The organism is Micromonospora sp. C51 (assembly GCF_018070435.1).
Lineage (GTDB): Bacteria > Actinomycetota > Actinomycetes > Mycobacteriales > Micromonosporaceae > Micromonospora > Micromonospora sediminimaris.
The window spans coordinates 80,456-106,180 of record NZ_JAGPXQ010000012.1 but is presented as its reverse complement, the minus strand read 5'-3'; the positions used below and the strand labels follow the sequence as shown (position 1 = coordinate 106,180).

28 protein-coding genes, 1 tRNA gene and 1 pseudogene are annotated in these 25,725 nt (G+C 71.6%); 24 read left to right on the top strand and 6 right to left on the bottom strand.

Annotated elements, in window-relative coordinates; genetic code table 11:
• The first annotated feature begins 68 nt into the window (after positions 1-68).
• Positions 69-467: a thiol-disulfide oxidoreductase DCC family protein gene (locus KBX50_RS15520; RefSeq protein WP_210937732.1), complete on the top strand. Its 399-nt coding sequence runs from the start codon at positions 69-71 to the stop codon at positions 465-467.
• A 206-nt stretch (positions 468-673) separates the two neighbouring features.
• Here the strand turns inward: KBX50_RS15520 and KBX50_RS15515 are convergent, their stop codons facing one another.
• From KBX50_RS15515 to trxA, 3 genes are all read right to left on the bottom strand, one after another.
• On the bottom strand, positions 674-1,753 hold the full coding sequence (locus KBX50_RS15515; protein WP_247673763.1) for an HTTM domain-containing protein: 1,080 nt from the start codon (positions 1,751-1,753) through the stop codon (positions 674-676).
• Complete coding sequence (locus tag KBX50_RS15510) at positions 1,750-2,190, bottom strand: hypothetical protein (protein WP_210937731.1); 441 nt, start codon at positions 2,188-2,190, stop codon at positions 1,750-1,752. Before KBX50_RS15510 ends, KBX50_RS15515 begins: the two co-directional genes overlap by 4 nt.
• 149 nt (positions 2,191-2,339) lie before the next feature.
• Positions 2,340-2,702 (bottom strand): thioredoxin, encoded by a 363-nt coding sequence (gene trxA, locus KBX50_RS15505; RefSeq protein WP_093408323.1) that lies wholly within the window; start codon positions 2,700-2,702, stop codon positions 2,340-2,342.
• A 601-nt stretch (positions 2,703-3,303) separates the two neighbouring features.
• Between trxA and KBX50_RS15500 the strand changes: the two genes are divergently transcribed.
• The 11 genes from KBX50_RS15500 to KBX50_RS15450 all read left to right on the top strand — a co-directional run bounded on the left by KBX50_RS15500 (position 3,304) and on the right by KBX50_RS15450 (position 11,792).
• On the top strand, positions 3,304-3,819 hold the full coding sequence (locus tag KBX50_RS15500; RefSeq protein ID WP_210937730.1) for a MaoC family dehydratase: 516 nt from the start codon (positions 3,304-3,306) through the stop codon (positions 3,817-3,819).
• A gap of 140 nt (positions 3,820-3,959) precedes the next feature.
• Positions 3,960-4,427 carry a hypothetical protein gene (locus KBX50_RS15495; RefSeq protein ID WP_210937729.1) on the top strand — a complete coding sequence of 156 codons (468 nt, stop codon included), beginning with the start codon at positions 3,960-3,962 and terminating at the stop codon, positions 4,425-4,427.
• Between the two features lie 67 nt (positions 4,428-4,494).
• The gene (locus KBX50_RS15490) at positions 4,495-5,118 is read left to right on the top strand and encodes an RNA methyltransferase (RefSeq protein ID WP_210937728.1); all 624 of its coding nucleotides are present in this window, start codon (positions 4,495-4,497) and stop codon (positions 5,116-5,118) included.
• Positions 5,119-5,317: 199 nt separating this feature from the next.
• Entirely contained in the window at positions 5,318-6,016 is a 699-nt protein-coding gene (locus KBX50_RS15485) for a DUF6758 family protein (RefSeq protein ID WP_374224642.1), read from the top strand.
• 116 nt (positions 6,017-6,132) lie between these two features.
• Positions 6,133-6,291, top strand: a complete 159-nt coding sequence (locus KBX50_RS15480; RefSeq protein ID WP_007455302.1) for a hypothetical protein — start codon at positions 6,133-6,135, stop codon at positions 6,289-6,291.
• A gap of 6 nt (positions 6,292-6,297) precedes the next feature.
• Entirely contained in the window at positions 6,298-7,173 is an 876-nt protein-coding gene (locus KBX50_RS15475; protein ID WP_210937726.1) for a PH domain-containing protein, read from the top strand.
• 100 nt (positions 7,174-7,273) lie between these two features.
• Positions 7,274-8,014 (top strand): SigE family RNA polymerase sigma factor, encoded by a 741-nt coding sequence (locus KBX50_RS15470; RefSeq protein WP_210937725.1) that lies wholly within the window; start codon positions 7,274-7,276, stop codon positions 8,012-8,014.
• A 56-nt stretch (positions 8,015-8,070) separates the two neighbouring features.
• Positions 8,071-9,273 carry a hypothetical protein gene (locus KBX50_RS15465; RefSeq protein ID WP_210937724.1) on the top strand — a complete coding sequence of 401 codons (1,203 nt, stop codon included), beginning with the start codon at positions 8,071-8,073 and terminating at the stop codon, positions 9,271-9,273.
• A gap of 24 nt (positions 9,274-9,297) precedes the next feature.
• On the top strand, positions 9,298-10,158 hold the full coding sequence (locus KBX50_RS15460) for a PHP domain-containing protein (RefSeq protein WP_210937723.1): 861 nt from the start codon (positions 9,298-9,300) through the stop codon (positions 10,156-10,158).
• A 40-nt stretch (positions 10,159-10,198) separates the two neighbouring features.
• Positions 10,199-10,813 carry a MarC family protein gene (locus tag KBX50_RS15455; RefSeq protein WP_210937722.1) on the top strand — a complete coding sequence of 205 codons (615 nt, stop codon included), beginning with the start codon at positions 10,199-10,201 and terminating at the stop codon, positions 10,811-10,813.
• Between the two features lie 136 nt (positions 10,814-10,949).
• The gene (locus KBX50_RS15450) at positions 10,950-11,792 is read left to right on the top strand and encodes a PD-(D/E)XK nuclease family protein (protein ID WP_247673787.1); all 843 of its coding nucleotides are present in this window, start codon (positions 10,950-10,952) and stop codon (positions 11,790-11,792) included.
• Between the two features lie 42 nt (positions 11,793-11,834).
• On the opposite strand, the gene KBX50_RS15445 is transcribed toward KBX50_RS15450, so the two are convergent.
• Positions 11,835-12,698: an oxygenase MpaB family protein gene (locus tag KBX50_RS15445; protein WP_210937720.1), complete on the bottom strand. Its 864-nt coding sequence runs from the start codon at positions 12,696-12,698 to the stop codon at positions 11,835-11,837.
• Between the two features lie 127 nt (positions 12,699-12,825).
• On the opposite strand from KBX50_RS15445, the gene KBX50_RS15440 reads away from it, so the two are divergent.
• Entirely contained in the window at positions 12,826-13,311 is a 486-nt protein-coding gene (locus KBX50_RS15440) for a DUF2231 domain-containing protein (RefSeq protein ID WP_210937719.1), read from the top strand.
• 41 nt (positions 13,312-13,352) lie between these two features.
• Here KBX50_RS15440 and KBX50_RS32855 read toward each other — a convergent pair whose 3' ends face one another.
• Positions 13,353-13,517, bottom strand: a complete 165-nt coding sequence (locus KBX50_RS32855) for a hypothetical protein (RefSeq protein ID WP_247673762.1) — start codon at positions 13,515-13,517, stop codon at positions 13,353-13,355.
• 606 nt (positions 13,518-14,123) lie between these two features.
• On the opposite strand from KBX50_RS32855, the gene KBX50_RS15430 reads away from it, so the two are divergent.
• Complete coding sequence (locus tag KBX50_RS15430) at positions 14,124-14,306, top strand: hypothetical protein (protein ID WP_374224641.1); 183 nt, start codon at positions 14,124-14,126, stop codon at positions 14,304-14,306.
• Between the two features lie 142 nt (positions 14,307-14,448).
• Complete coding sequence (locus KBX50_RS33615) at positions 14,449-14,670, top strand: hypothetical protein (RefSeq protein WP_307870967.1); 222 nt, start codon at positions 14,449-14,451, stop codon at positions 14,668-14,670.
• 216 nt (positions 14,671-14,886) lie between these two features.
• Here KBX50_RS33615 and KBX50_RS15420 read toward each other — a convergent pair whose 3' ends face one another.
• Positions 14,887-15,543: a 5-formyltetrahydrofolate cyclo-ligase gene (locus tag KBX50_RS15420; protein WP_210937717.1), complete on the bottom strand. Its 657-nt coding sequence runs from the start codon at positions 15,541-15,543 to the stop codon at positions 14,887-14,889.
• A 91-nt stretch (positions 15,544-15,634) separates the two neighbouring features.
• Here KBX50_RS15420 and KBX50_RS15415 point away from each other — a divergent pair.
• The 9 genes and pseudogenes from KBX50_RS15415 (at position 15,635) to KBX50_RS15375 (ending at position 25,716) form a co-directional block, all read left to right on the top strand.
• Positions 15,635-17,963 (top strand): annotated as a pseudogene (locus KBX50_RS15415) (diguanylate cyclase).
• A gap of 9 nt (positions 17,964-17,972) precedes the next feature.
• Positions 17,973-18,926: a UTP--glucose-1-phosphate uridylyltransferase gene (locus KBX50_RS15410; RefSeq protein ID WP_210937715.1), complete on the top strand. Its 954-nt coding sequence runs from the start codon at positions 17,973-17,975 to the stop codon at positions 18,924-18,926.
• Positions 18,923-20,236, top strand: a complete 1,314-nt coding sequence (gene glp / locus KBX50_RS15405; protein WP_093408287.1) for a gephyrin-like molybdotransferase Glp — start codon at positions 18,923-18,925, stop codon at positions 20,234-20,236. Before KBX50_RS15410 ends, glp begins: the two co-directional genes overlap by 4 nt.
• A gap of 61 nt (positions 20,237-20,297) precedes the next feature.
• Positions 20,298-20,906, top strand: a complete 609-nt coding sequence (locus KBX50_RS15400; protein ID WP_210937768.1) for a GNAT family N-acetyltransferase — start codon at positions 20,298-20,300, stop codon at positions 20,904-20,906.
• Positions 20,907-21,084: 178 nt separating this feature from the next.
• Complete coding sequence (locus tag KBX50_RS15395; protein WP_374224640.1) at positions 21,085-22,041, top strand: hypothetical protein; 957 nt, start codon at positions 21,085-21,087, stop codon at positions 22,039-22,041.
• Positions 22,042-22,303: 262 nt separating this feature from the next.
• Positions 22,304-22,380: transfer RNA gene (locus KBX50_RS15390), tRNA-Ala, on the top strand.
• 105 nt (positions 22,381-22,485) lie between these two features.
• Positions 22,486-23,193, top strand: coding sequence for a class I SAM-dependent methyltransferase (locus KBX50_RS15385; RefSeq protein ID WP_210937713.1), 708 nt, complete (start codon positions 22,486-22,488; stop codon positions 23,191-23,193).
• A 50-nt stretch (positions 23,194-23,243) separates the two neighbouring features.
• On the top strand, positions 23,244-23,987 hold the full coding sequence (locus KBX50_RS15380) for an SDR family oxidoreductase (protein WP_210937712.1): 744 nt from the start codon (positions 23,244-23,246) through the stop codon (positions 23,985-23,987).
• Positions 23,988-24,267: 280 nt separating this feature from the next.
• Positions 24,268-25,716 carry a family 43 glycosylhydrolase gene (locus tag KBX50_RS15375; RefSeq protein ID WP_247673760.1) on the top strand — a complete coding sequence of 483 codons (1,449 nt, stop codon included), beginning with the start codon at positions 24,268-24,270 and terminating at the stop codon, positions 25,714-25,716.
• Positions 25,717-25,725: the final 9 nt, after the last annotated feature.

The window sequence follows — 25,725 nt, the reverse complement described above, 5'->3', positions numbered from 1 at the left end:
ATCGACGTGCAAGTGACTCGCCGGACACTCGGGTGTGGGGTAGCCGACGCTGGGGGCAGGATGAGGGTATGTCGACCTTCGTCTACGACGGGGACTGCGCCTTCTGCACCCGCTGCGCGGAGTTCATCGAGCGCCGCATCCCGACCGACGCCCGGGTGGTGCCCTGGCAGTTCGCCGATCTCGACCGCCTCGGTCTGACCGAGGCGGAGTGCGAGGAGGCGGTGCAGTGGGTCGGTGCCGATGGCCGCCAGGCCGCCGGCCCGGACGCCATCGCCGCGCTGCTCACCAGCAGCGGCCGTGGGTGGCGGATCGCCGGGGCGGGGCTACGAATTCCGCCGGTACGCGCCGCCGCCTGGCCCGTGTACCGCTGGGTGGCCCGCAACCGGCACCGGATGCCCGGCGGTACGGCCGCCTGCTCCCTGCCCCAGGAGACCCGGGACCGCCTCTACGGCCCATCCGCTGGCTGACACCTCGCCAGGGCGGACCGCCCGCCCGCGCGCTACGGCTCGCGCGGCGCAATCTTGGACAGTTTCCGTTAAGCGCGAACGGAAACTGTCCAAGGTCTACGGGGCGACGCCCGTAACGCGGCTGTCGATGCCCTCGGTGGTTGAGGCGGCCACGGTTCGGCTGCTTGTCGGCCCGGGTCTCGTGCCGAGCACGGATCGTGGACCGGTCAGGGCGCTGTCGGGTCCGGCACCGGCTCGCCGCCACCGCGTCGTGTCTTCACGGGCGCGGCGGTGCCGGCCGGCGGCACCGTGCGGGTCGTCAACGCGCCACCCGGTCCGGTGTCCTCCGTGATCGGTGCGGTGTCCGCGCGCCCGCTCAGCTGAGCATCAACAGGCGGGGCATCGGCCGCTGGGGAGCGGCTGTTCGACGGAGTGTCGGCCGGCAGTGGGTCCGGGTTGAGCCTTCGCTTGTCGAGCGTGGACCTGCGGGCCAGCAGCCGTCGCAGCGCGATCACCGGGCGGACCTTCTCCAGTGGCAGGAAGCTGGTCATGGCGACCAGGTGTGGTGCGAACGAGATGGTGATGGTCGCGATCGTCACCAGGTGGAACGAGTAGAAGAAGCCGACCATGGCGAGCCGCCAGCGCTCGGGCAGCACGAAGACCAGGGGGCTGAGCAGTTCGAAGGCGAGGATGCCGAACTGGGCGACGAGCAGCAGGTGGGGCACCTGCGCGATCAGGTCCGCCAGGTCGGTGCCGCGTCGGATGATCGCCTTGGCGAGCACCGAGCCGGTCGCCCAGTCCAGGCCGCCGAAGCGGAACTTCGCCCAGGCGGCCAGGAAGTAGGTGCAGACCACCGAGATCTGGGTGACCCGCAGCGCCCAGCCGCCGGACTCCGTCCTGGTCGGGTCGCCGTGCCGCGCCCGGCCCGCGGTGGGCAGCACGGCCAGCGCGACGAGCAGGGCGAACCGGTCGTGGTCCACCTTGCCGTAGCTCATCGCGATGATCATCCACTCCAGGTAGAGCGCGAAGACCGTCCAGCCGAGCAGTCGGGGGGCCCGTCCGGTCGCGGCGAGCAGGGCCAGGAGCAGTAGGGCCCAGAAGATCACGCTCACCAGCGTCGCGGTGGGGGTGGGCAGCGGCAGTACCCGCCCGACGAAGAGCGGTTGGTAGAGGTTGCCGGGCACGTCGACACGGTCGCGTACCCAGGGGGTGAAGACGACCAGGTCGGCGGCGACGAACAGGTAGACCAGCGTGCGGAACGCGGCAACCCGACCGCGTGGCACCGCTTCGGTGAGCCAGCGACTCATCGGGTGACCTGCCAGCGGACGACGGTCTCGTCGGCCCACCGGCCGGTGGGCCGACGGTCGGTGATGTCGTGCCACCGGATGATGATCCGGACCTCGGCCAGTTCCGGTGCGTCGGGATGGCGCCGGTCGTACGCCTCGGCGATCTCGCGCAACCGGCTGGGATCGGCGACGTACCGGCTCTGCTGGCCTTCGATCTCGGCTCGGCGGATGCCGGTCGCTGCCTCGCCCAGGTCGACGAGGTTGCCGCGGAGGTCGACTCCTTCGACCCGGGTGTCCGGGGCGTCCGCGTCGGCCGGATCGGAGGTGGAGTACATCCGGAAGGGGCCGAACGGGAAGTGGTCGTCCACCCCCCAGACCGTGCCGGCGAGCAGGACGGCGAGGCCGAGTGCCGTCACCGCCACCCGCGCCGTACGGCCGCGGCTCGTCAACACATCCATCGTCCGCTGAAGATACGGCACCGGCGCGCGTTCAAGCGGCCTGATCGACGGGCCGTGTCCCAGCTGTGACGAGGCCCGGCGTCCTGGTGGGAGTAGTAGGAAGCACGATGGCCGGGCCCGTAGCGGGCCCGGCCATCGTGTCTGTGAGATCAGTGCTTGTGCTCGGCGAGCTTCTTGCGCACGTCGTCCATGTCGAGCGCCTGAACCTGCTCGATCAGGTTTTCCAGGGCCGACTCCGGCAGCGCACCCGGCTGAGCGAAGACGATCACGCCGTCGCGGATCGCCATGATGGTCGGGATGGACCGGATGTCGAACTTGGCGGCGAGTTCCTGCTGCGCCTCGGTGTCGACCTTGCCAAAGGTGATGTCCGCATGCTTGTCGGACGATCGCTCGTAGACCGGAGCGAACCGCTTGCAGGGACCGCACCAGTCGGCCCAGAAGTCAACCAGCACGATGCCGTTGCCCTCGGTCACCTGGTCGAAATTAGCCGTGGTCAGCTCGACGGTTGCCATGTGAGTCTCTCCGATCACGCGGAACAGCTACGTCTGGTGGAACTCGGGCGTACCCCATCGCATTCCCGCCGTGGTGCCACCGTAACCCTGGTCGCAGTCCGGGTGGGGCCTTTGTCCACATCGATGGGTGTCGGTCTAAAAGAGGTGTCCGCAGATCGCACATGCATGTCGCATTTGCGTAACCGCCCGTAATGGGAGCGTTTCCAATGAGATCAACGCTCTGACCGGGTACGAAGCGGTAACTTCCGCGCTGACGAGCGGGGATTCGACCTGCGGAGATCGCTTTTTGACCGATGATCGGTCACTCAGAGTAATGTAACAAAAAGATAAATGTGACCTCGGTCTCTGTGCGGCCGGACGGACGTACGGCAGAATCTTGAGGCATCAGAGCGTGGGCGGCGGGTGCCGGGGAGGGCCCCGCCGCTCATTGCGTCCGGCCTCGGTCGACGCGCGCCGGCTCCGCCCGCACAACGCTGATCGAGCAGCCGTCCCGGTGCCGGCCGGTGTGACATTCCGATGCCTGTCCCGCCCCGCGGCTCGCCTTAACCCTCGATAAGGCATGCTGTGCCGAACTCCGCCGCCTCCGTCGAAGGAGACCAGGATGCAGTTCGGCCGCTACTACGAGGAGTTCGAGGTCGGCGCGGTCTACCGGCACTGGCCGGGCAAGACGGTCACCGAGTACGACGACCACCTGTTCTGCCTGCTCACCATGAACCATCATCCGCTGCACCTGGACGCGCACTACGCCGAGACGGCAAGTCAGTTCAAGCGCAACGTCGTGGTCGGCAACTACATCTACTCCCTCCTGCTCGGCATGTCGGTGCCCGACGTCAGCGGCAAGGCCATCGCGAATCTGGAGATCGAATCGCTGCGGCACGTCGCCCCCACCTTCCACGGCGACACGATCTACGGCGAGACCACGGTGCTGGACAAGCGGGAGTCCGCCTCCAAGCCGGATCGTGGCGTGGTGGCGGTGGAGACTCGCGGCTACAACCAGGACGGCACGCTGGTCTGCGTCTTCCGGCGCAAGGTGATGGTCCCCAAGCGCGAGTACGCGGCGGCAGCCGTACCCGACGGTGTCGACCCCGAGCGGCCGAGCTTTCCCGAGCCCCGCTGACCCGTACGCGGGTGGTTTCGTCTGAGGGTCGGGCTCGTCTCGCCCGGCCGGTGGGGGCACGGCGGCGCGCCGCAGCGGGTTCCCGGCGTAGGGGTTCGGCTCCCGGTCCGGGCGCATATGCTGGCGCCGGAGGTCCCGCCATGAGCGAGCGAATCACCACCGCCACCGCCTACTCCGCAACCGAGTGGGACCTGCTCACCAGTCTGCCCGGGCGGGTGATCGTGGCCGCTGCCCGGCCCGGCCCGGGGCGTCCGCATCGGGGCGTGGCGGCTGGCCTGGCCGGACTGGACGCGATGGCGGCCGGGCGGGCCTTCGACAGTGATCTGGTCCGGGCGGTGGTGGCCGCGATCTACGCTCGGCACGACGGCCCATCCCCACCAGCGGCCCAGCTCGCCGAGCGGGTGGACGTGCTCGCCGCCTGCCGGGCCGTCGTGCGGGTACTGGACCGTCATGCCGATCCCGCCGACTCGGCGGCCTACCGGCAGTGGGTGCAGTCAGTGGCCGCCCGCGTCTGTCGTACCGCCTCCTCGGCGGTGCCCGGCGGCCTGCTGGCGCCCGCCGACCGCCGTTTCCTCGACCGGCTCGGCGGCGCCCTCGCCCTGCGCTGACCGGTGTGTCGCTCGATGGCCGGGCGGCGGGGTGTGGCCCGCGCTGCTGGGCGTAACCTGCGTGACCGTGACCGGTGAGCAGCTCGACGTGGGCGTGGGTCCCTGGCCAGGTGACCTGCCGGAGGACCCCCGCTACGACCCGGAACTGCTCGCTGCGGGGGATCGGCGCAACGTGGTCGACCGGTACCGCTACTGGCGGCGCGAGGCGATCGTCGCCGACCTGGATCGGCGGCGGCACGACTTCCACGTGGCGATCGAGAACTGGCAGCACGACCTGAACATCGGGACGGTGGTCCGCAACGCCAACGCGTTTCTCGCGGCCGAGGTGCACATCGTGGGCCGGCGGCGCTGGAACCGCCGCGGCGCGATGGTCACCGACCGCTACCAGCACGTACGCCACCACGAGACGATCGATCAGTTGATCGTCTGGGCGGCGGAGCGCGGGCTGCCACTGGTCGGCATCGACAACCTGCCCGGCTGTCGTCCACTGGAAACCGCCACGCTGCCGCGGCGGTGCGTCCTACTGTTCGGTCAGGAGGGTCCGGGACTCTCCGAGGCCGCGCACTCCGCGTGCGACGAGATCTTCTCCATCGCCCAGTACGGCTCGACCCGCTCGATCAACGCCGGGGTGGCGAGCGGAATCGCCATGCACACCTGGATCCGTACCCATGCCACCCCACCCCCCACCTAACAGCCCACCCACCCCCGCATCCACCACCCTCGTCTGCGGTCGATCATGACGTTGTTGTCGCGACACGCCGAGGGGAGGGATGACAACTTCATGATCGAGCGGGGATGCGGGAGGCGGGGATGCGGGAGGTGGGGGCCAGTGGGTTGGGGGCAATGCGGGCGCTCGGCTTGACGGGTGGCGGCCAGGAGGTGACGGTGGAGTGGTGACGGTTGCGGTGAGTTGTCCTAGATGCGGCGGGTCGGTCCGGGCACCGGATCTCATGCATCCGGAATCCCGCTGCCCCGACTGCGGACCGGTGGCCCCCCTGCACGTGCCCGAGCACATCGGTGCCGAGATCGTGGCCAGCGTGGTGGAACACATCCAGGCCGCCGCCCAGCCGCAGCAGCCCTCGGTTCCGCTGTGGTGTCCATGGCCGCTGCCTCCGGGTTGGACCACCACGGGCGTGGCGTGGGCCGGCGACGACCGGCTCGGGGTACGCGCCACGGCGGTCGCCTGCGCCGGACCCGCCCCGTTGGGCGGTGGGCCGGCGGACCTGGTCTTCGTGGCCGAGGAGCCCGGCGTGGGACTGGGCACGCGATTCGCCGGGGTGCCCGGCCCGGATGCCGGACCGGAACTTGCCGAGGCGCTGACCGACCCGGGCCCGGGGCATCCCGGCCATGTCGGACGCGCCGGGATCAGGGTGGCCGGTCACCCGACTCCACTGTGGTTGGTGAACTCACTGCCGGATCGAAGCGCGTACGCCGGCGAGGCTCGGGGAATGTGGCTCTATGCGATAGCCTGGCCGGCGAGTGCGGGGCATCTGCTCGCGGAGGACGTGCTGCTGCACGACCTGGTCGAGTGGACGCCGCCCGAGCTCGTGTACGGCGCCCCATCTCCGTACCTGCACGGGAAGGCTTGACAAGTCTCCCGGAATGTCGGAGAACGGACGCAGATATTCACGGTAAGACACCACGCTGATACTCTGGGTGCCGCTGCGGTAATGGGACCCGGCGCCGCGCGAGAGGATGGCCCGCCATGGTCAAGAAGGTCCTCACCTGGGCCGGAATCGCATTCTTGATCTTCTTCGTCGCCTACCGGCCAAATTCCGCCGCGGACGTGTTCAAGTCGCTGGGTGGCGGCATCATGGACATCGCCCAGGGCTTCGGCGACTTCTTCACCTCACTGGTCGCCTAGCCTCCGATGGGAAGCCCCTCCGGCCCACCCTTCGATCCCGACGATCCCGACCGGGCCCGCCGGGAACGCGACACAGAGCCGATCCCCCGAATCGATCCGGACGAGGGGCCGGGCTACGGCTCCGGCCCTCGCCTCTCCGACGGTCCGTCCTTCTCCGACGACGCCGGCTATGGCGACGGTCCGGGGTACGCCGGCGAGGGGCGGTCGGGTCGGGCCTGGGTACGCGATCCGGAGGCCGGTTATCCGCCTCCGGAGATCTCCGAAGAGGAACTGGCTGGCCTGCGTGCCGATGCCAGCGGTGCCACCCCCCGCCGGGTGTTGCCGCTGGAGGACGAGCCCAGCTCGCTGGTCGCGCGATACCTGTTCCCGACCGAGCGGTACCGGGGCGAGTGGAAGCGGCACTGGGTCCACCTCGTCACCCCGATCATCGTCGGCATCGCCGCCACCTTCGTGCTCGGCTACCTATCCGGCTTCCTCGCCGGTCAGGACGTCGGTGCGCTCACCACGATCGCGGTGCTGCTCTGGTTCGCGGTGATGGGCTGGGTGGCGTGGCGGGTCGCCGACTGGTGGTACGACCGCTTCATCCTGACCAACAAACGGGTCATGGTGGTCAACGGGATCATCACCCGGCGAGTGGCGATGATGCCGCTGGTCCGGGTGACCGACATGAAGTACGAGCAGACGCCAGCGGGTCGGGCATTCAACTACGGCACCTTCGTGCTGGAGTCCGCCGGTCAGGAGCAGGCGCTACGCGAGGTCAAGAACCTGCCCAACCCCAACGAGCTCTATCTGCGCGTCGTCGAGGAGATGTACGAGCCGCAGGCTGTCGAGGCCCGGTTGGGCAAGGAGCAGGACGAGGCGAAGGCCGACGACGGCGCCTGAAACTTCCTGACCGAACATCGGAGATATTGCGCACCTTCCGTCCTCGACCCGCTGGTCACGCTGTGGCAGGCTGCGGCAGGATCAGGCACGGAGGTGGCGTGTGGCCAGCAGCAACCCGCTGGAAGAGGAGTTTCGCGACTTCGTCGCGGCCCGCTCCGGCGCCCTGCTGCGTACCGCGTACCTGCTCACCGGGGACTGGGGCACGGCGGAGGATCTTCTCCAGACCGCGCTGACCAAGACCTACCTGGCGTGGAAGCGGCTGGGTGGGATCGAGGCAATCGAGCCCTATGCCCGACGTGTCATGGTCAACACCTCGACGAGTTGGTGGCGGCGTCGCTGGCACGGTGAGCGTCCGACCGAGGTGCTGCCCGAACAGGCCGCCACCGACGAGATCGAACGCCAGCTGGACCGGGACGTGCTCTGGCGGCACCTGCGGGCGCTGCCCGCCCGGCAGCGTGCGGTGCTGGTGCTGCGTTTCTACGAGGACATGTCGGAGGCGCAAACCGCCGCCATGCTGGAGATCTCGCCGGGCACCGTGAAGAGTCAGACCTCCCGGGCACTGGCCACGCTGCGTCGACAGATCGGCGCGGAGGAGACCTTCGGCTCCCGCGCGGGCAGGCCGGAGCGCGCCGAGCAGCCAATCGGCAGGTCGGAGCCGACGGCGCGGTCGCCCCGCCAGTCGGAGCCGACCGCGCGGTCGACCGGCAGGTCGGAGCAGGCTGCGCAGCCGACCGGGACGGTGGGGCGGGTCGAGCAGCCGGGTAACCGGACCGGCAGCGGAAATCCGCAACCGGAGAGTGCCGGCCGGCCCGGAACGGCGCTGGTCGGAGAGCGACGGTGAAGCGCAGACCACCAGCTCATGACAACCAGAGCCGGTTCCCGGATCGTTCATTGGACGTGCCGCCCAATGACCTGGAAGGTGCCCTCCGGGAGATGTTGTCCCGCCGGGCAGCCGTAACGCGTGCGGTCGCCGCCGATCCAGCCGGTGCGGTGATCCGACGGGCCAACCGCATTCAGCGCCGCCGGACCATGACCGGCATGGGTCTGGCCGTACTGGCGATCGTTGCGGTCAGTGCCGGCAGCCTGCAACTGCGCGACAACCGGCCGCCGACGGGCGGCACGGTGGTGATCGGAGACCCGGATCAACGGCCGCTCGTCGATCGCACCATCCCGCCGCCCGGGCCGGACACCGCGCCCCCGCTCGCCGAGGTCGACCTGCTGATTGACGGATCGATCGCCACCGCGCAGGGCCGGCGGGTGGCGCTGCTGGGCACCGGCAAGGTGGAACGGGCACATCGACTCACCGACGGCCGTGGCTGGTTGGCCGTCGGGGCACCGACCCTGGCCGGGCGGTTCCTGTGGGCGGTGGCTGCGGACGGCACCGCGCAGGTGCTGCTGGCCGGTGCCGACGAGATCGTCCTGGACACAGACGGCCGGCAGGTCGCCTGGAAACAGGGCACGGTGCTGGCGGCAGCCGGGATCGTCAACGGTGAACTCGCCAGCACCGTACGGGCCGAGGCGCCGGCCGAGGCGGTGCCGCTGCGGTTCGTCAACGGTGCCGTGCTGGTCAGGTTGTCGCCTGACCGCCCCGGCCACGTGCTGTGGTCACTGCGGCCCGGCCCACTGGCCCAGGGCGCCGACCGGGCCAGTACCCACATCTTCGGTGCGCTGCCCGACGGACGCCTGGTCGGTGAGATCACCCCGAGCGCCGGGCCAACCGCCTGCCTGACCCTGCTCGACCCGGCCCCGGATCTCGGGCCGGGCAAGCCGGACTGTGGGCCGGAGTCGGCCGGCGACGGCCGGGGTGCGGTGTCGCCGGACGGGCGCTGGCTGCTGGTCAACGGTCGGTCGGCAGGCGAGGACTCGGCGCTGCTGGTGGACCTGACCAGGCTCGACACGTCCACCGGGGTACGGTCCGCCGGTCCGCCGATGACCGGCACCGTGGTCTGGAGTACGCCCGACACGGCCTACTACGCCGACGCCGCCGGCGGCCTGGTGCGGGTGGCCGTCGATCGGGTCACCGAAGGCCGTCCCGCCGTGCCGACCGCCCTGCCCGGCCTCCCCGCCGGTGAGCTACCGGTGGTGGTGAGCGGTGGCTGACCGGGCATCCGGTGACGACGGGCGATGACCTCGCGGATCGACCTGCACACGCATTCCACGGCCAGCGACGGCACGCTCGACCCGGCCGAGCTGATGCGCGCCGCCGCCGCGGCGGGACTGGACGTGGTGGCGATCACGGACCACGACACCACCGACGGCTGGGAGCCGGCGCTGCGTGCCCTGCCACCCGGGCTGCGGCTGGTCCGCGGCGCGGAGCTTTCCTGCCGATGGGACGGCGAGCAGCCCCCGGTGCCGCTGCACCTGCTGGCGTACCTCTTCGATCCGGAGCACCCGGAACTGGTCGCCGAGCTGACCCGGGTGCGGGCCGCACGGCTGGCCCGGGGAGAGCGGATGGTGGACCTGCTGCGTGCTGACGGCATCGATGTCGACTGGCCGGAGATCCTGGCCCTGGCCGGCGGCGGGACGGTGGGCCGGCCGCACATCGCCCAGGCGCTCATCCGGGCCGGCCTGGTCGCCACCACCACTGAGGCGTTCGGGCCGGACTGGCTGGGGGAGCGGTACCGGCTGCCCAAGGAGGATATCGACGTGTTTCGGGCCGTACGGCTGATCCGGGCGGCCGGCGGCGTGGCGGTGTTCGCCCATCCCCGGGCCAGTCGGCGCGGCCGGATCGTGCCGGACGAGCTGATCGCCGAACTGGCGGCGGCGGGGCTGGTCGGCCTGGAGGCCGACCACGAGGACCATTCACCCGCCGAGCGGGCCCACGTACGCGGTCTCGCCGCCGAACTGGGCCTGTTGGTGACCGGTTCGTCGGACTTCCACGGCAGTCACAAGACGGTACGGCTCGGCGCCTTCACCACCGGCGTCGACGCGTACGAACGGATCGTCGCCGCCGCCTCCGGGGTGACCGAGGTCGCTTCGGGCTGACCTGGGTTTCGACGCCGACCGGCACGGCTACGGTGACCGGGTGGATCTCAAGCTCTTCGGCGAGGTCTTCGTGACCCTGCTGGTGATCGTCGACCCGCCCGGCATGATGCCGATCTTCCTGGCGTTGACCGGTCCGCTGTCCGCGCGGGAGCGTAACCGGGCCGCCTGGCAGGCGGTCGCGCTGGCGCTGGGCGTGATCGTGATCTTCGCGGTGGCGGGTCAGACCCTGCTCGCCTACCTGCACGTCGACCTGCCGGCGTTGCAGGCGGCCGGTGGGCTGCTGCTGATCCTGGTGGCGCTGGAACTGCTGACCGGTAAGACCGACGACCCGACCAAACAGGCCACCGCCAATATCGCCCTGGTGCCGCTGGGTACGCCGCTGCTGGCCGGGCCCGGCGCGATCGTGGCGACGATGCTCTTCGTCCAGCGGGCCGACGGAGCGGGCGACGTCGCCGCGATCGCCGCCGCCATCGTCGCGGTGATGCTCACCGTCTGGATCGTGCTGCGATTCTCCGGCGGCATCGTGAAGGTGCTGCGTCCGGGCGGGATCGAGGTGCTCACCCGGATCGCCGGCCTGTTGCTGGCGGCGATCGCCGTACAGCTCATCGCGGACGCGATCGCGGCGTTCGTGGCCCAGTACAACGGCGCCGGCTGACCGGCTCGCCCGGTCTGTCGGGGGTGGATGGCAGGATCAGGTCGTGCGACGAAGCTCCCCAACCGGACGCCCGGCCGCCGGTGGCCGTGCGCCCCGGCCCCGTGACGCGCAGCCCGAGCAACTCGGCTTCGAGGGCATGCCGGAGCGACTGTTCGTCTGCACGCCGAGCCGCCTCGGCGCGTACGCCGACTGTCCACGGCGATACCGCTACTCCTACGTTGATCGTCCGGCGCCGCCGAAGGGGCCGCCCTGGGCGCACAACTCGCTCGGCGCCAGCGTGCACACCGCCCTGAAGAACTGGTATGCGCTGCCCGCTGACCGACGCCGTCCGGAGGCGCTGCCGACCCTGCTCAAGGGCACCTGGGTACGCGAGGGCTACCGCGACGACGAGCAGGAGCGCGAGGCCTACCGGCGGGCGCTCGGCTGGCTGGAGGCGTACGTCGGTGGGCTCGATCCGGCCGAAGAGCCGATCGGGGTGGAGCGGGTGGTGGCGGTGAAAACCGGGGTGCTCGCCTTCAACGGCCGCGCCGACCGGATCGACTCGCGGCCCGGTCCGCACGGGCCCGAGCTGGTCATCGTCGACTACAAGACCGGCCGCGCCGGGCTGGACGGCGACGACGCGCGCGGCTCGCAGGCGCTCGCGCTGTACGCGTACGCGGCCGAGCGGGTGTTCCGCCGCCCCTGCCGCCGGGTCGAGTTGCACCACCTGCCGAGCGGCACCGTCGCCGCACACGAGCACAGTGCCGAGTCGCTGGCGCGGCAGGTGACCCGCGCTGAGGAAACCGCCCGCGACATCATGGCCGCCGAACGCTCCGTCGCCGACGGCGCTGATCCGGACGACGCCTTTCCGACCGCCCCCGGCCCGCGCTGCGCCTGGTGTGACTATCGGCGCACGTGCCCGACGGGCGCCGCCCTACCGGGCAAAGAGCCGTGGGCCGCCGTGGAACGCTTCGCCGGGCCGGCAACCGAGGAGGACTGACCCGCGTCGGCCGTTCGACCTGAACGGTCAGGTGGCGGTGGGTCAGGTGGCGCTGGAGGCGGCGATGAGTCGCGCCGCGCGTTCCTTGGCCGCGCGCTGCATCGGGCCCTCCCGCCAGTCGCGGGGCAGGGCGGTGAGAGCGAGCCGCAGCGCGCGTACGGTCACGTCGGCCGACAACGCGGTGGTGGGCAGGCCCAGTCCGCCGTACAGCCGTCGTGCCCACGGTGGCAGCAGGGCGAGCGCAGTGCCGGCGATGCCCAGGTACGCCCACCGGGGCGGGCCGAGATTCAATCCGATCCGGGCCGGCAGGCTGAGCTTCCACGGCAGGGGTGGAGCGGTCAGGAACAGGGCGGTCTCGGCGGCCTCGCGGGTCATCCGCAGCTCGGGTCGGATCCGCTGGTAGTAGTCGGCCACCTCGGCGGCGGTGCCGGGCACGGTCTCCGGCACCAGCCCGACGAGAGCAGCGGCCCGTCGCTGCTCGGTGTAGTAGCGGTCCACCTCGTCGGCGTCCAGCGGTACGCCGGCCCGCCGCGCGGTGTCGAGGAACGACTCCACCTCGGTGACGTGCACCCAGCGGAGCAGGTCCGGCTCGTCGATCCGGAACCGCTCGCCGGTGGCCGGATCGACCGCGGTCATCCGGGCGTGCAGCCGGCGTAGCCGCTGTCCGGCCCGCTCTGCCTCGTCCGTGGTGCCGTAGACGATGGTGCCCACGTAGTCGGCGGTGCGGATCAGACGTCCCCAGGCGTCCTGACGGTAGTTGCTGTTCTGCGCCACTCCGGCCATCGCCCGTGGATGCAACGCCTGAAGGTAGAGGGAACGCAGACCGGCGACGAACAGGATGGGCTCCTGGTGCAGCTTCCAGGTGACCGAACCGGGACCGAACAGGCCGACGTCAACGGGATCCACCAGTCAAGGGTGCCACGCCGACCGACCTGAACCGGTCGGGTCGGGCCTGCGTGTGGAGCAACAGGGCGTTGGGCGGATCAAGCATGGGCCCGTACGCTGACACCCACGATCACCCTCGGAGGTGCCGATGTTCGAGAAGGCGCTGGGACTGCCCCTACACGTACTGGTGGTGCACGCGGTCGTCGTGTTCGTGCCGCTGCTGGTGCTGCTCGCCCTCGCGTACATCGTGCTGCCCCGGTTCCGCGCCCGGCTGGACTGGGCGGTGGCGGCCCTGGCGGTGGTCGCCCCGGTCACCGCGTGGGTCGCCACGAGGTCCGGTGCGGCGCTACAGGCCCGGCAGATCGAGCGGGGGTTCTCCGGCGAGATCCTCGACAAGATCAACGAGCATGCGGCACACGGCGAAGTGCTGTTCCGCGTGACGTTGGGGCTCGGTCTGGTGGTCATCCTGCTGCTGGTCGCCACCAGCAACCACCCCCGGGTGCCGAAGCTGCCCGGCTGGGTGCCGGCGGTGCTGTCGGTCGTGGTGCTGGGCCTGGGCGTCGCAGCCCTCGTCTACGTCTGGCTCAGCGGTCACTCCGGTTCCGAGATGGTCTGGGGCAACACCTACGAGTAGGCCGTCCACGGCAGCGACGAGCACGTAGCCATCGAGACCGGTCAGAACAGCAGCCGGGTGCAGAGCAGGCAGGTCAGCACCACCAGGACGGCTCCGGCGACCGCGCCGACGGTCCAGGTGACCCGCTGCGCCCGCTGCTCCTGTGCGTCCAGGCTGATCATGTCCTGCGCCGGTAGCTGGCGGGGCGGTGCCGCTTGCAGGTGCACCGGGGGCCGCCATCCGGGCGGCGGCGCGGTGGTGGGTGGCGGCCCGGTGTAGCCGCCCGAGACGACCTGCCCAGGGCCCGGGCTTGGGGTGCCGGCGGGGCTCAGGCCGCCGCTCGGGGCTGAGGTGCCGCTCGGGGCTGGGGTGCCGTTCGGGGCTGGGGTGCCGCTCGGGTTCAGGCCGTGGCTCGGGCTTGGGGTGCCCGGGGCCGGGGTGTGAGTTGGGTTGGTGGTGCCGGTCAGACCACCGCCGTCCTCGGGGCCTGTGCCGCTGGTCGGATTCAGGCCGGTCGCCCCGGCAACCGGACCGGGTACGGACGGATTCGGGGACGGAGGCTGACTGGCGTCGGTCGGTGCCGGGACACGCTCCGCCGGAGGGCCGGAGGACCCGTCGCCGGAGTCGGGCCGGCGCCACGGATCGTCTGGATCCGGACCGGGTCGGGGCATCGTCACGCCGTCCGACGCTACCAACCACCTCATCGCCGCACCGTCAGGCCGCGCCCGCAGCGATCGACTCGACAACTTCGGTGATAGTGCTGTCTCCCGCGACTGAGACCCAGCACTATCGCCGAAGTTGCTCGGATCTTCAGTACCGCGGCTGCGTTAGCCTTGCCGTTCGTGAGCATTCGCGAACCCGACGGGCGGGGCGACGATGATCGCGCGGTCGAGTTGACCGACGACTTCGTGGTGCTGCCGGAGCAGACCGCAGACGACACCGACCACGGGTGGGGCGAGCGGGCTGGCGGCCACGACGACTGGCTGCTCGCCGAGCGCCCGCCACACTGGGATTGAGCCCGTCCGCCGCCGTGCAGGATGACGCCCTCGGCCGCGCGCCGGACCAACAGCCATGCTGCCCGGCAGCGGTGCCCCTGCCGGATGGCCATGCGGCGAGCCCTGCGGCCAGGGCACGCCGATCGGTCAGGAGGGGCTGGCCGTGGCAGTCGCCTTGCTCGCGCCGCCGGAGGATCCACCCGAGGAAGCCCCGGACGACCCGTTGCCGGAACCGGACGAGCTGGAACCGGACGAGCCGGAACCGGACGAGCCGGAACCGTTCGACGGGGAGCTCGACGAGTTCGAGCCGGAGGACGACTCCGACTTGCCGCTGGAACCGTTCGACGTGGTCTCCGAGGCGGAGGAGCGGGAGTCGGTGCGGTAGAAACCCGAGCCCTTGAAGACGATGCCGACCGAGTTGAACAGCTTGCGCAGTCGTCCCTCGCACGCCGGGCAGTCGGTCAGCGGCTCGTCAGAGAAGGACTGCACCGCCTCGAGCTGGTGACCGCACGCGGTGCAGGCGTACTGGTACGTGGGCACGTTCTCCTCCGGATCTGGCACGGCCGGTTGGCACTCGACGTATTCGAGTGCCAATGGTGCGTCATCGCCCCCCGATTCGTCCAGCGGAAGTGTGGGGCACGACACCTGGGAGGGTCAGCAGGCCGTGGGCCGGCGTGATCACCGCCCGTACCGGCTGGTCGTGCGGCTCGGCCGGCAACTCGGCAAGCAACTCGCCGTCGTGCAGCGGCGTCACCGTGAGGACGGTCGCCGGCACCCGTGCCAGGGCGCGGTCGTACGACCCGCCGCCGCGACCCAGGCGGATCCCCCGTCGGTCCACCGCCAGCGCCGGCACCACCACCAGGTCGGCGGTGGCGACGGCCGCGACGCCCAGCCGGTGCCCGGCCGGCTCGCGGATGCCCCGGCCGGCGGCGACCATCGCCTGCGGCCCGTCCCAGGCGGCCCAGTCCAGGTCGAGATCGTCGCGGAGCACCGGCAGCAGCAGATCCGCCCCGGCGGGCAGCGCGTCGGCGAGCAGCGTCGGCAGGTCCGGCCCACCCGGTTCCCCGCCGACCGGGGCGTACGCGGCCACCCGGCCCGGCCGCAGCCGGCGTACCAGGGAGATCAGCTCGGCCTGGACGCGCGCCGCAGCGGCCGTGCGTTCGTCTTCGGTGCGGGCGCGGCGTCGCGCGAGCAGCCCGACTCGCGCGACGCGCTTCGCGTCATGCGCCACTTCCGCTCCTTCAGCAAATTCCGGCACGCAACACTCCTCACGCAACGCTCGTCTCGCCGTCGCTCTGTGTCAGCATCGCAAGCAACGGTCGCGCAACTTCCGGGGGGAAGGGGAAGCGTTGACGCTACGCGGGCGGTTGACCGCAGCCTTCCTGGCGGTGGCGCTCGGCCCGGTCCTGCTCGGTGCCGTCTTCGTCGCCTCCACCGTAGCGGCGGTCGACCGCAGCCGTGCCACCGAGCGGCTGGCGGTGGCCGCCACGGCCGTCCGTACCTCGATCGACGCCCTCTGCCAGCAGCTACGCGCCGCCGCCGACGCGGTCGCCGTCACCGCCGACCACGCGGGAACCGCCGCTCAGGTGGTGAGTCGGGGCCTGGCCACCGCGGTGCTCGTCACCGACGTGACCGGCCGGGTCAGCTACGCCACCCCCGACCCGCCCCCGGCACCCTGGCGGGACTGCACGGCGCAGACCGCGCCCGGCGGACCGGTGAGCGCCCTCGTGGTGCGGGTGCAGCTGCGTGACGCCGCCGGCTCGGCACTGGGTACGGTCGCCGCCGCCCTTCCGATCGATCCCGCCTTCGTCGCGCGGCTCGCCGCGGTGACCGGGGTGGCGGTGACCCTGCTCGACGGGCTCGCCCCCATCCAGGTGGCCCACACCACCGAGTCCGGCACCGGTCGGGACGCGGTGCTCGCCGCTGCGGCCTCCCTGCGCGACGAGCATGTCACCGGCACCACCGATGGTCGGTACGTGCGCCGTGCCGGCCCGACCGCCGGGCAGCCGCTGCCCCTCGTGCTCTCGGTGCCCAGCGACCAGCCGCCCGGCCTGCACGCGGTGCTGGTCACCGTGGTGCTGATGGCTGCCCTGCTGGGGGTGGCCGTGGCCTGGCGGCTGGCCCGGGTCACCACCCGGCCGCTTGTGGAACTCGCCGGTGCGGCGGACCGGGTCGCCACCGGCGATCTCACCGCCCGGGTGCCGGTACGCAGCGGCGACGAGATCGGTCGGCTGGCCGTCGCCTTCAATCGGATGACTCGCGAGACGGGTGGCTACCTGGCGGCGTTGGCCAGCAGCCGGGACCAGCTGCGCGGCCACCTTGCCGTACTCGGCGACACCCTGGCCAGCACCCATGACCTGCCCCGGATCCTGCGGGTGATCCTGCACAGCGCGCTCGCCGCGACCGGGGCCCGGGCCGGTGCCGTACTGCTCACCGAGCAGGGCGAGCAACTCGTCGCCCGGTGCAGCGCGGGACTCGACGACCGGGGGCCCGGTGTCGCGCCGATGCGGGTGCCGCTGGGCAGCGGGGTGGTCGGCGCGGTCGCCGCGACCGGTCAGCCCCGGCGGGGTCGGCTGGAACCGACAGGCGTCGCACCGGACGAGCCGCGCTGCCGGACGTACATCGCGGTGCCGTTCGCCGCCCCCGACGCGACCGGCGACGTACCGGGGGTGGCCTCGGTGGCCGACGCGTCGGGTCGACCGGCGGAGGTGGTGCTGGGTGTGCTGGCCCTCTACGACCGCCTCGGCGGAGAGGAGTTCGACGACGACGACCTGACCACCCTGCGCACCTTCGCCCGGCACGCGGCGGTCGCCGTGGACAACGTACGCGTACACGAGGAGGCGCAACGACTGTCGCTCACCGACCCGCTGACCGGGCTGTGGAACTACCGGTACCTGCGGGAGTCGCTGCGCCGGGAAGTGGAACGGGCCAGCCGGTTCGGCCGCATGGTCAGCGTGCTCGCCCTCGACCTGGACCGCTTCAAGAGGGTCAACGACACGTACGGGCACGCGGCCGGGGACACCGTGCTTGCCGAGTTCGCCTGCCGGGTTCGCGGTGAGATCCGCGAGGTGGACCTGGCCTTCCGCCGGGGCGGCGAGGAGTTCGTGGTGCTGCTGCCGGAGACCGACGCCCGGGGCGCGACCATCGTCGCCGAGCGGCTCGGCGCGGCCGTCCGCGACACCCCGGTGACGGCGGTGGGGCACGCCGGCGTTCGCGAGTTGATCCCGGTGACCGTCTCCATCGGCATCGGCGTCTTCCCCGACCACGGCGACACCGGACCGCAGGTGTTGGCGGCGGCGGACGAGGCGTTGTACGCCGCGAAGACCGCCAGCCGGGACACCTGGCGACTGGCACCGGCCCGGGAGCCGTCGCCGACCCGCGAGGTACCGGTGCCGGCGGCGGCCCGCAGCCCCGTCGACGGACTGCCCAGGGCGGGTCCCGACATGCCGGTCGCCGCCAGCGACCCGTCGACCGGGTCCTGACCTGGCGGCGACGATCGTCGGGCTGGGCCCGGACGCGTCGGTGACGACCCGTCGGGTGGGCCTGAGGCCGGTCCGGACGGGCCGGCCACCGGCGGTCCAACCGCCGGATCAGCGGATCATCGGCACCGGCAGAACCGGTCCGGCGGGCGGCGCGTCTTCTGGTCCTCACCCGCCGGGGCAGGGCCATGGCCGATAGTCTCGCGACATGTCGGAGCACTCAGCGAACCCCTCAGCGGCCACCGCCACCGGCCGTCCCCGTGCCGTCAAGGCCGTCATCCCGGCCGCCGGCCTGGCCACCCGGTTCCTGCCGGCCACCAAGGCCGTGCCCAAGGAACTGCTGCCGGTGGTCGACCGTCCGGTGTTGCAGTACATCGTCGAAGAAGCCGCCCAGGCCGGCATCGGTGACGTGCTGCTGATCACCGGTCGAGGCAAGACGTCGATGGTGGACCATTTCGACCGCCGCCCCGACCTGGAGGAACGGCTCGCGGAAAAGCCCGACCTGCTCGCCGCCGTCAAGCGCACCGAGGAACTGGCGTCCATCTACACCTGCCGCCAGCCGGAGCAGTTGGGTCTCGGGCACGCCGTCGGGTACGCCGAGTCGCACGTCGGCAACGAGCCCTTCGCGGTGCTGCTCGGCGACGAGTTCGTCAACCTCAGCGAGCCGCTGCTGCCGGCGATGCTGGAACTCCAGGCGCGTACGGGCGGGGTGGTGCTCGCCTTCTTCGAGGTCGACCCGGCGGAGACGAAGCGGTACGGGATCGCCTCCGTCGAGCCGGCCGAGTCCGAGCTGACCGACATCGGTGAGGTCGTGAAGGTGACCGGCATGGTGGAGAAGCCGAAGCCGGAGGACGCGCCGAGCAACCTCGCCGTGCTCGGCCGGTACGTACTGCCCGGCAAGATCTTCGACGCCATCCGGCGGACGCAGCCCGGCAGCGGCGGTGAGATCCAACTGACCGATGCGATGGAGATCCTGCGTACCGAGGGCACACCGGTGCACGCGATCGTCTACCGCGGCATCCGCTACGACACCGGCATGCCGCTGGGCTACCTGCAGACCGTGGTCCAGATCGCCGCCGACCGCGAGGACCTGGGTAGCGAGTTCCGCAAGTGGCTGGCCGAGTTCGTCAACTCCGACGCGTCGGGCGGTCCGAATACATGACCGCGACGGCCGACGCCGAGGCGGCCGAAAACGGGTTGACGCCGCTCGCCGACTACCTGGGCAGCGTGCTGCGCAGGTTGCGCGCGCTGCCTCCGCTCGACCTCGACCTCACCCAGGCGTACGGCAACGTCCTCGCCGAGGACGTCGTCGCCCCGCACTCGTTCCCGGCCTTCGACCAGGCGGCCGTCGACGGGTACGCCGCGCGCTGGGAGGACATCTCGGGCGGGGGCCGGGGCGTGGGATACGTCCCGGCCCAGTCCAGTCGGCCGGGCGGTCGCACCGTACGGCTCAATGTCGTAGGTGATCTCGGCGCGGCGAGCTGGCGGCCGGTCCGACTCACCCCGGGCTCATGTTTCTCGGTGGCGGCCGGGGCGCCGCTGCCGATCGGCGCCGACGTGGTCGTCCCGGTGGAGTGGACCGACCAGGGCATGGCGGCGGTGGAGATCTTCCGGGTTCCGAAGCGGGGGTACGGGGTCCGTCGGACGGGCGAGGAGGTGGCCGCCGGCGCGCTGCTCGCCCGCTCCGGAACCTACGTCTCGCCGGCCCTGGTGGCGGTGCTCGCCGCGACCGGCATCGGCCATGTGGTGGTGCGTCCGAGTCCGCGGGTGGTGATCGTGGCCACCGGCGACGAACTTGTCGACGTGGGCCGGGCCAGCCAGCCCGGCCAGGTCGTGGACGCCAACTCACACGCCCTGACCGCCGCGGCGGCGGAGGTGGGGGCGTTGGCCTACCGGGTGGGCATCTGTGACGACGACCCGGAGGGGCTGCGCGGGCTGCTGGAGGACCAGACCCTGCGAGCCGACCTGATCATTACGACCGGCGGCACCGGCACCGGGCCGGGCGACATGGTCCGTCGGATCCTGTCGCGCCGGGAGGGCAGCCGCGCCGGTCCGGTCACCTTCACCGACGTGGCGCTCTATCCCGGTACCGCCCTCGGTTTCGGCACTGTCGGTGCCGAGGAGGTGCCGGTGGTGTGCCTGCCCGGCGACCCGGGGGCCGCGATGATCGGCTTCGAGGTGTTGGCCCGGCCCGCGATCAATCTGCTGGCCGGCGCCGAGCCGGTCTTCCGTCCCAGCGTACGGGCGCACCTGCTGGAGACCGTCTCCTCGCCGGCCGGGCTGCGCGAGTTCCGGCCAGCGCACGTCGCTGAGCGGCGTGGCGGGGGTTACACTGTTCAGCCGCTCAATGGCGGCCCGTTCACGCTCTCCGGCCTGGCAGAGGCGAACGGACTTCTCGTTCTCGGCGAGCGGGTGACCGCCGCCGCCGCCGGCTCCACCGTCGACGTGTTGCTGCTGGACCGCCGCCGGTGAACCACCGGTGACGCTCGGGAGTGGAGGTTCGGTGTTCCGACGGGCGCCTGGCTGGCCAGCCGTGCTCTCCGACGGCCCGGTGCTGCTGCGGCCGTACCGGCGGTCGGACGCGGCGGCCTGGTCGCAGGTGCGCCGGGCCAACCGGGAGTGGCTGGCCCCCTGGGAGTCGTCGTTACCCGGTGACTGGGACGACCTGAACTCCCCGGCGACGTTCCGCTGGGTCTATCGCGACCAGCGACGCTCGGCGCGTACCGGCGAGGGGATGCCGTTCGCGGTCTGCCTGCAGTCCGACGGCGTGGAACGGCTGGTCGGTCACATCAACGTGGGCAACATCGTGCGCCGGGCCTTCTGCTCCGGGTACGTCGGCTACTGGGTGGACCGGCGGGTCGCCGGCCGAGGCGTCATCCCCACCGCGCTGGCGCTGGCCGTCGACCACGCCTTCGGCTCCGGCGGTCTGCACCGGATCGAGGTCAACATCCGCCCCGAGAACCGGCCGTCCCGCCGGGTGGTGGAGAAGCTGGGCTTCCGCGAGGAGGCGTACCATGCGCGCTACATGCACATCGACGGCGCCTGGCGCGATCACATCGGCTACGCGATGACCAGCGAGGAGATTGCCGCCGAGGGCGGCCTGCTGGCCCGGTGGCACCGGCTGCGCGCCCGTACCCCGTGAGCCGTCCCACGTGCGGGATCGGCGCGGCGCGGCGGTTCCGGCGGCGGTGACCCGTAACCTCAGGTAACTGCAAGCTGCGGCAGGCGCTGCCCGCCCCGCACGATTCACGTCGCCGACGCCGATCGGTGAAAGATCCTGCGGCCGGTCGGCGCTTGCTCCGAATCTGGTGACGGGAGGGGTGAGGGTGCCGACCTCGGTGCTCCTCGCCGTCCTCGCCGCCGCCGGGCTGCTCGCTCTCGCGCCGGCGTTGGTCCGCCGGTACGACGCCGCCGAGCGGCTGGTGGCGGAGCGGGCGCAGTCGACGGCGCGGGTGCTCCAGCGCCGCCGACGCCGTCGCACTGTCCCCGGCCGGCGACCGGTCAACCCGTCCCGCGCCCTGGTGATCACGCTCAGCGAGAATCCCGACTCGGGAGAACTCGCCACCCCGGTCTCCGGCCCGCCCGCCCTGCGGCGCGCGGTTCCCACCCCGCCCCGTTCGGGTGAGGCGCCCGGCCGGGTACCGCGCTCACGTCCCACTGGTGACGCAGGTGACGGCCGCTCCGGCGATGACCCGACGCGCGGTGGGGCGGCGCGCGGTGGGGCGGCCGGGCGCGCGCTGCCCCGACGTTCCGGTCGGCCGAGCCGGTTGCGCGCCGTACCGGCGGGTGGGGGCCGGTCCCGCCGCCGCCCCGACCGGCGGCACCACCACACCCCGGCCATCTACCGCCGCCGCCGGGTGCTGGCCGCGCTGGTGCTGCTCAACGCCGTCGAGTTGGTCGGCGTGCTGGTCGTGGGCCCCGGCTTCTGGATCGGCTTCGCGGTCACCGCCACCCTGCTGATCGTGTACGTCGTACACCTGCGCGCCCGCGCGGTGGCCGACCGTCGCCGACGCCGGGCCCTGGCCCGCGAGGCCGCGTGGCTGGCCGCCCGCCAGGCCGAGGTACGCCGGGAGCAGGCGCGCCGGGCGGCTGCCCGCCGGGAGGCGCAGCGCCGCCTGGCGGCCCAGCGGGAATCCGTCCGGCGCAGCGCGATGGGCCTGGACCGCCCCGCCGACCTCCCGCAGGCAGCCAGCGGCGGCGGCTCGGTGTCCTACCGTCGTGCCGGTGGCCTGCGTGGCCGCCCCTACGAGGCCGGCCCCGGCTCCCACAGCGCCTGACCCACCCCACGCGCGGACCCCTCGCTCGGGCGAGGCGACAAGTTCGGGGAAGACGCTGCCTCACCCGGGCCGAAGGCCGCATTATCGGGGAAACTGCTGATGGCATGGACGGATCGCCGACGGCGATAGCGTGGCCGGCAGTGGCGGATCTCGCGAGGCCCGGTGGGCGGGGTGGTTCGCGGCGGGAGCGCTCGACCTGTTAGCCTTGTCGCCGGCCCGCCCGGTGAAAGCCGGGTGGGACCGACGCCGGTTGACCGGCGGAGGGGCTGTGGCGCAGACCGGTAGCGCACCTCGTTCGCATCGAGGGGGTCAGGGGTTCAAATCCCCTCAGCTCCACCACCGAAGCAGGAGAATGGGCGGGTTCTCGGAAATCGAGCACCTGCCCTTTGTCTTTCTCGGCAGCTGATCACGGCGGGGGAGCCCAGGCTGGTTCAGACTGGCGGGATGCGGGATGACGACCGGGCAGCACGTGTTCGCAGGGTGCGCCGCCGGCTCGCGCAGTACGGTCCGCCGTGGACGCGAGATCATGAGCGGGACTTCGAGACGGTCACCCTGCCGGAACGGGACTGTGACCTGCTCCGTGACCTGTTGATCTCCTCTCGGGTCGAGGCTGTCGTCGAGGTCGGGCTCGCGTACGCCAGCTCTGCGCTCGCGATCGGGGAGGCGCTGGTCACGATCGACCCGCCGCATCCCCGGCACATCGTTGTCGATCCCTTTCAGGAGCCGGCGTACGCGAATGTCGGCTGGGATCTGCTGTGTGCCGCCGGTCTCGACTCCACCGTGCAACTGGTGCGCGAATGGTCCTCGATCGCGCTTCCGGAACTCGTCACCGACGGTCTGGTCGTCGACGCGGCGTTCGTGGACGGTAGCCACCGTTTTCACGAGGTCTTCGTGGATCTCTACTTCCTACGCAAGATCGTCCGGCCGGGTGGGTTGATCGTGCTGGATGACGACTGGACGCCGTCGGTTCGTACGGCTGTGCGGTACTACGAGAAGAACCTGGGCTGGACCGCGATGCCCGAAGCGTTCGCTGGCGGAACGCTGCGCAACATCGGCGACGACCCGGCGGCGGAACTGGTGCCCCGTTGCCGGGCCATCCGGCTGCCCGAGTCGTTGGTCGAGCCGCCCTTCGAGCGGTTTCATCCTTTCTGACCAGGGCCCCACCGCGCCGCTGTCCTGAGTGAACTGTCAGGATTATCGGCATGACGGTCCAATGTGGCACCAGGGTCGCCCTGGTCACGGGTGGCAGCCGGGGGATCGGTGCCGCCGTCGCGCGGCGGCTCGCCGCTGACGGCATCGATGTCGCATTCACCTACCGCGCCGCAGAGGACGGCGCGAAATCCGTGCTCGCCGACATCGAGGCGTACGGGCGTACGGGCCTGCCGATCCGTGCGGACAGCGCGGATCCGACGGCGGTCGTCGGTGCCGTGGAGCAGACCGTCGCCGAGTTGGGGCGGCTGGACATCCTGGTGAACAACGCCGGGGTGTTCGCGGGCGGGCCGATCGAGTCGGTCAGCTTCGACGACCTCGATCGAGCTGTCGCGGTCAACGTACGCGGGGTCTACCTGGCCACCCAGGCGGCGGTACGCCACCTGGGCGACGGGGGCCGGATCGTCAACATCGGCAGCAGCTTCGCCAGCCGCGTCCCGGCTCCCGGGGTCAGCGCGTACGCGATGACCAAGAGTGCGGTCAACGGGCTGACCCGGGCGCTGGCCCGGGAACTCGGGCCGCGCGGGATCACGGTCAACCTGATCCTGCCCGGCTCGACCGACACCGACATGAACCCGGCGGACAGTGTCGGCGCGCACGCCCAGCGGTCGCACATCGCTCTCGGTCGGTACGGGGCGCCGGCCGACGTGGCGGCCACGGTCAGTCACCTGGTCGGCGACGGCGGACGGCACATCACCGGCGCTTCGATCGCCATCGACGGCGGCGCGACCGCCTGAGCGGCCTGCCGTCACGGGCCGGGTGCCGGCCCGCCACGGCGTCGGCGGTGCGGCTCGGCCGTCCTGCCCCGCGCGTATGCCCAAACCCTTCGATGCGGTCGGACGGGCGACGGCGTTTGCCGCCGTCAATGCGTTACGGCCAGGATTCAGATACATGTCATTGCCTTGACGTTGATAAATGTTAACGCTATCAATGAGGAGCGGGCACGGCGGGCACGGTCGGACGGGGACCGTGCCCGTCCCGGATGGCCGGCTCGCGGTCGACGGGAGGGCGGAGGCGATGGCGCGTCGGAAGCTCACGTACCGCAGCTGGGCAGCGGTGATCGCCGCCCTGGTGATGGCGGCGATCAGCTCCTTGGCGGGGCCGGCCGCCCCGGCGCGGGCCGCCGCCCTCACATTCACCAACCCGTTGGCCGAGCAGCGTGCCGATCCGCACATCTACCGGCACACCGACGGCTACTACTACCTCACCGCGACGGTGCCGGAGTACGACCGGATCGTGCTGCGCCGCGCCACCACCCTCCAGGGGCTCGCCACCGCGACCGAGCGGGTGATCTGGCGGCGGCACAGCAGCGGCGAGATGGGCGCGCACATCTGGGCCCCGGAGATCCACTTCATCGACGGCCGGTGGTACGTGTACTTCGCCGCCGGCCGCACCGACGACATCTGGGCCATCCGGCCGTACGTGTTGGAGAGCAGCGCCGCGAACCCGCTGGACGGCCCGTGGACAGAGCGTGGCCAACTCCAGCCGGCGCGCAGCAGTTTCTCCCTCGACGCCACCACCTTCGTGCACCACGGCCAGCGCTACCTGGCCTGGGCGGAGTACGCCGGCAACAACTCGAACATCTACCTCGCCCGAGCCGTCAACCCCTGGACGTACGCGGGCATCCCGACTCTGATCGCCACCCCGACGTACGCCTGGGAGACCCGGGGTTACCGGGTGAACGAGGGACCGGCGGTGCTGATCCGCAACGGCCGGGTCTTCATGACCTACTCGGCGAGCGCCACCGACGCCAGCTACGCCGTCGGGCTGCTCACCGCCTCGGCCAACAGCGACCTGCTGAACCCGGCGTCCTGGACCAAACGGGCCACACCGGTGCTGGCCAGCGACAGCCGGACCGGCCAGTACGGTCCGGGGCACAACTCGTTCACCGTCGCCGAGGACGGCAGCGACGTGATCGTCTACCACTCCCGCAACTACGAGCGGTACCTCGGCAACGGCTACGACCCGCTCAACGACCCGAACCGGCGGACCCGGATCCAGCGGGTCTACTGGAACGCCGACGGCACCCCGAACTTCGGGGTGCCGGTGCCGGACGGGCTGACCCCGGTCCGGCTGCGCGCCCACGACCTGCCCGATCGCTACCTGCGGCACTGGGAGTTCCGGGTCCGGCTGGAGCCGAACGTGACAAACCTGGCCGACTCGCAGTTCCGGATCGTCGCCGGCCTGTCGAACTCCGCGGCGATCTCGCTGGAGTCGACCAACTATCCCGGCTACTTCCTACGGCACCGCAACCACCAGATCTGGGTGGAACGCAACGACGGCTCGAATCTCTTCCGGCAGGACGCCACCTTCACCCGGAGGGCCGGGCTCGCCGACGCGACGAAGGTGTCCCTGGAGTCGGTGAACTTCCCCGGCCAGTACGTCCGCCACCGCGACGGCCTGCTCTACCTGGAGGCGGTACCGGATACGGCCGGACGCGCGTCGGCCACCTTCGCCCTGGAGTAGACCGCCGCG

Bases quoted from the DNA above. Each gene is read 5' to 3' on its own strand.
- KBX50_RS15520 (WP_210937732.1), top strand. From the start codon at position 69: ATGTCGACCTTCGTCTACGACGGGGACTGCGCCTTCTGCACCCGCTGC.
- KBX50_RS15515 (WP_247673763.1), bottom strand. From the start codon at position 1,753: ATGAGTCGCTGGCTCACCGAAGCGGTGCCACGCGGTCGGGTTGCCGCG.
- KBX50_RS15510 (WP_210937731.1), bottom strand. From the start codon at position 2,190: ATGGATGTGTTGACGAGCCGCGGCCGTACGGCGCGGGTGGCGGTGACG.
- trxA (WP_093408323.1), bottom strand. From the start codon at position 2,702: ATGGCAACCGTCGAGCTGACCACGGCTAATTTCGACCAGGTGACCGAG.
- KBX50_RS15500 (WP_210937730.1), top strand. From the start codon at position 3,304: ATGCAGTTCGGCCGCTACTACGAGGAGTTCGAGGTCGGCGCGGTCTAC.
- KBX50_RS15495 (WP_210937729.1), top strand. From the start codon at position 3,960: ATGAGCGAGCGAATCACCACCGCCACCGCCTACTCCGCAACCGAGTGG.
- KBX50_RS15480 (WP_007455302.1), top strand. From the start codon at position 6,133: ATGGTCAAGAAGGTCCTCACCTGGGCCGGAATCGCATTCTTGATCTTC.
- KBX50_RS15475 (WP_210937726.1), top strand. From the start codon at position 6,298: ATGGGAAGCCCCTCCGGCCCACCCTTCGATCCCGACGATCCCGACCGG.
- KBX50_RS15460 (WP_210937723.1), top strand. From the start codon at position 9,298: ATGACCTCGCGGATCGACCTGCACACGCATTCCACGGCCAGCGACGGC.
- KBX50_RS15450 (WP_247673787.1), top strand. From the start codon at position 10,950: ATGCCGGAGCGACTGTTCGTCTGCACGCCGAGCCGCCTCGGCGCGTAC.
- KBX50_RS15440 (WP_210937719.1), top strand. From the start codon at position 12,826: ATGTTCGAGAAGGCGCTGGGACTGCCCCTACACGTACTGGTGGTGCAC.
- KBX50_RS15410 (WP_210937715.1), top strand. From the start codon at position 17,973: ATGTCGGAGCACTCAGCGAACCCCTCAGCGGCCACCGCCACCGGCCGT.
- glp (WP_093408287.1), top strand. From the start codon at position 18,923: ATGACCGCGACGGCCGACGCCGAGGCGGCCGAAAACGGGTTGACGCCG.
- KBX50_RS15385 (WP_210937713.1), top strand. From the start codon at position 22,486: ATGCGGGATGACGACCGGGCAGCACGTGTTCGCAGGGTGCGCCGCCGG.
- KBX50_RS15380 (WP_210937712.1), top strand. From the start codon at position 23,244: ATGACGGTCCAATGTGGCACCAGGGTCGCCCTGGTCACGGGTGGCAGC.
- KBX50_RS15375 (WP_247673760.1), top strand. From the start codon at position 24,268: ATGGCGCGTCGGAAGCTCACGTACCGCAGCTGGGCAGCGGTGATCGCC.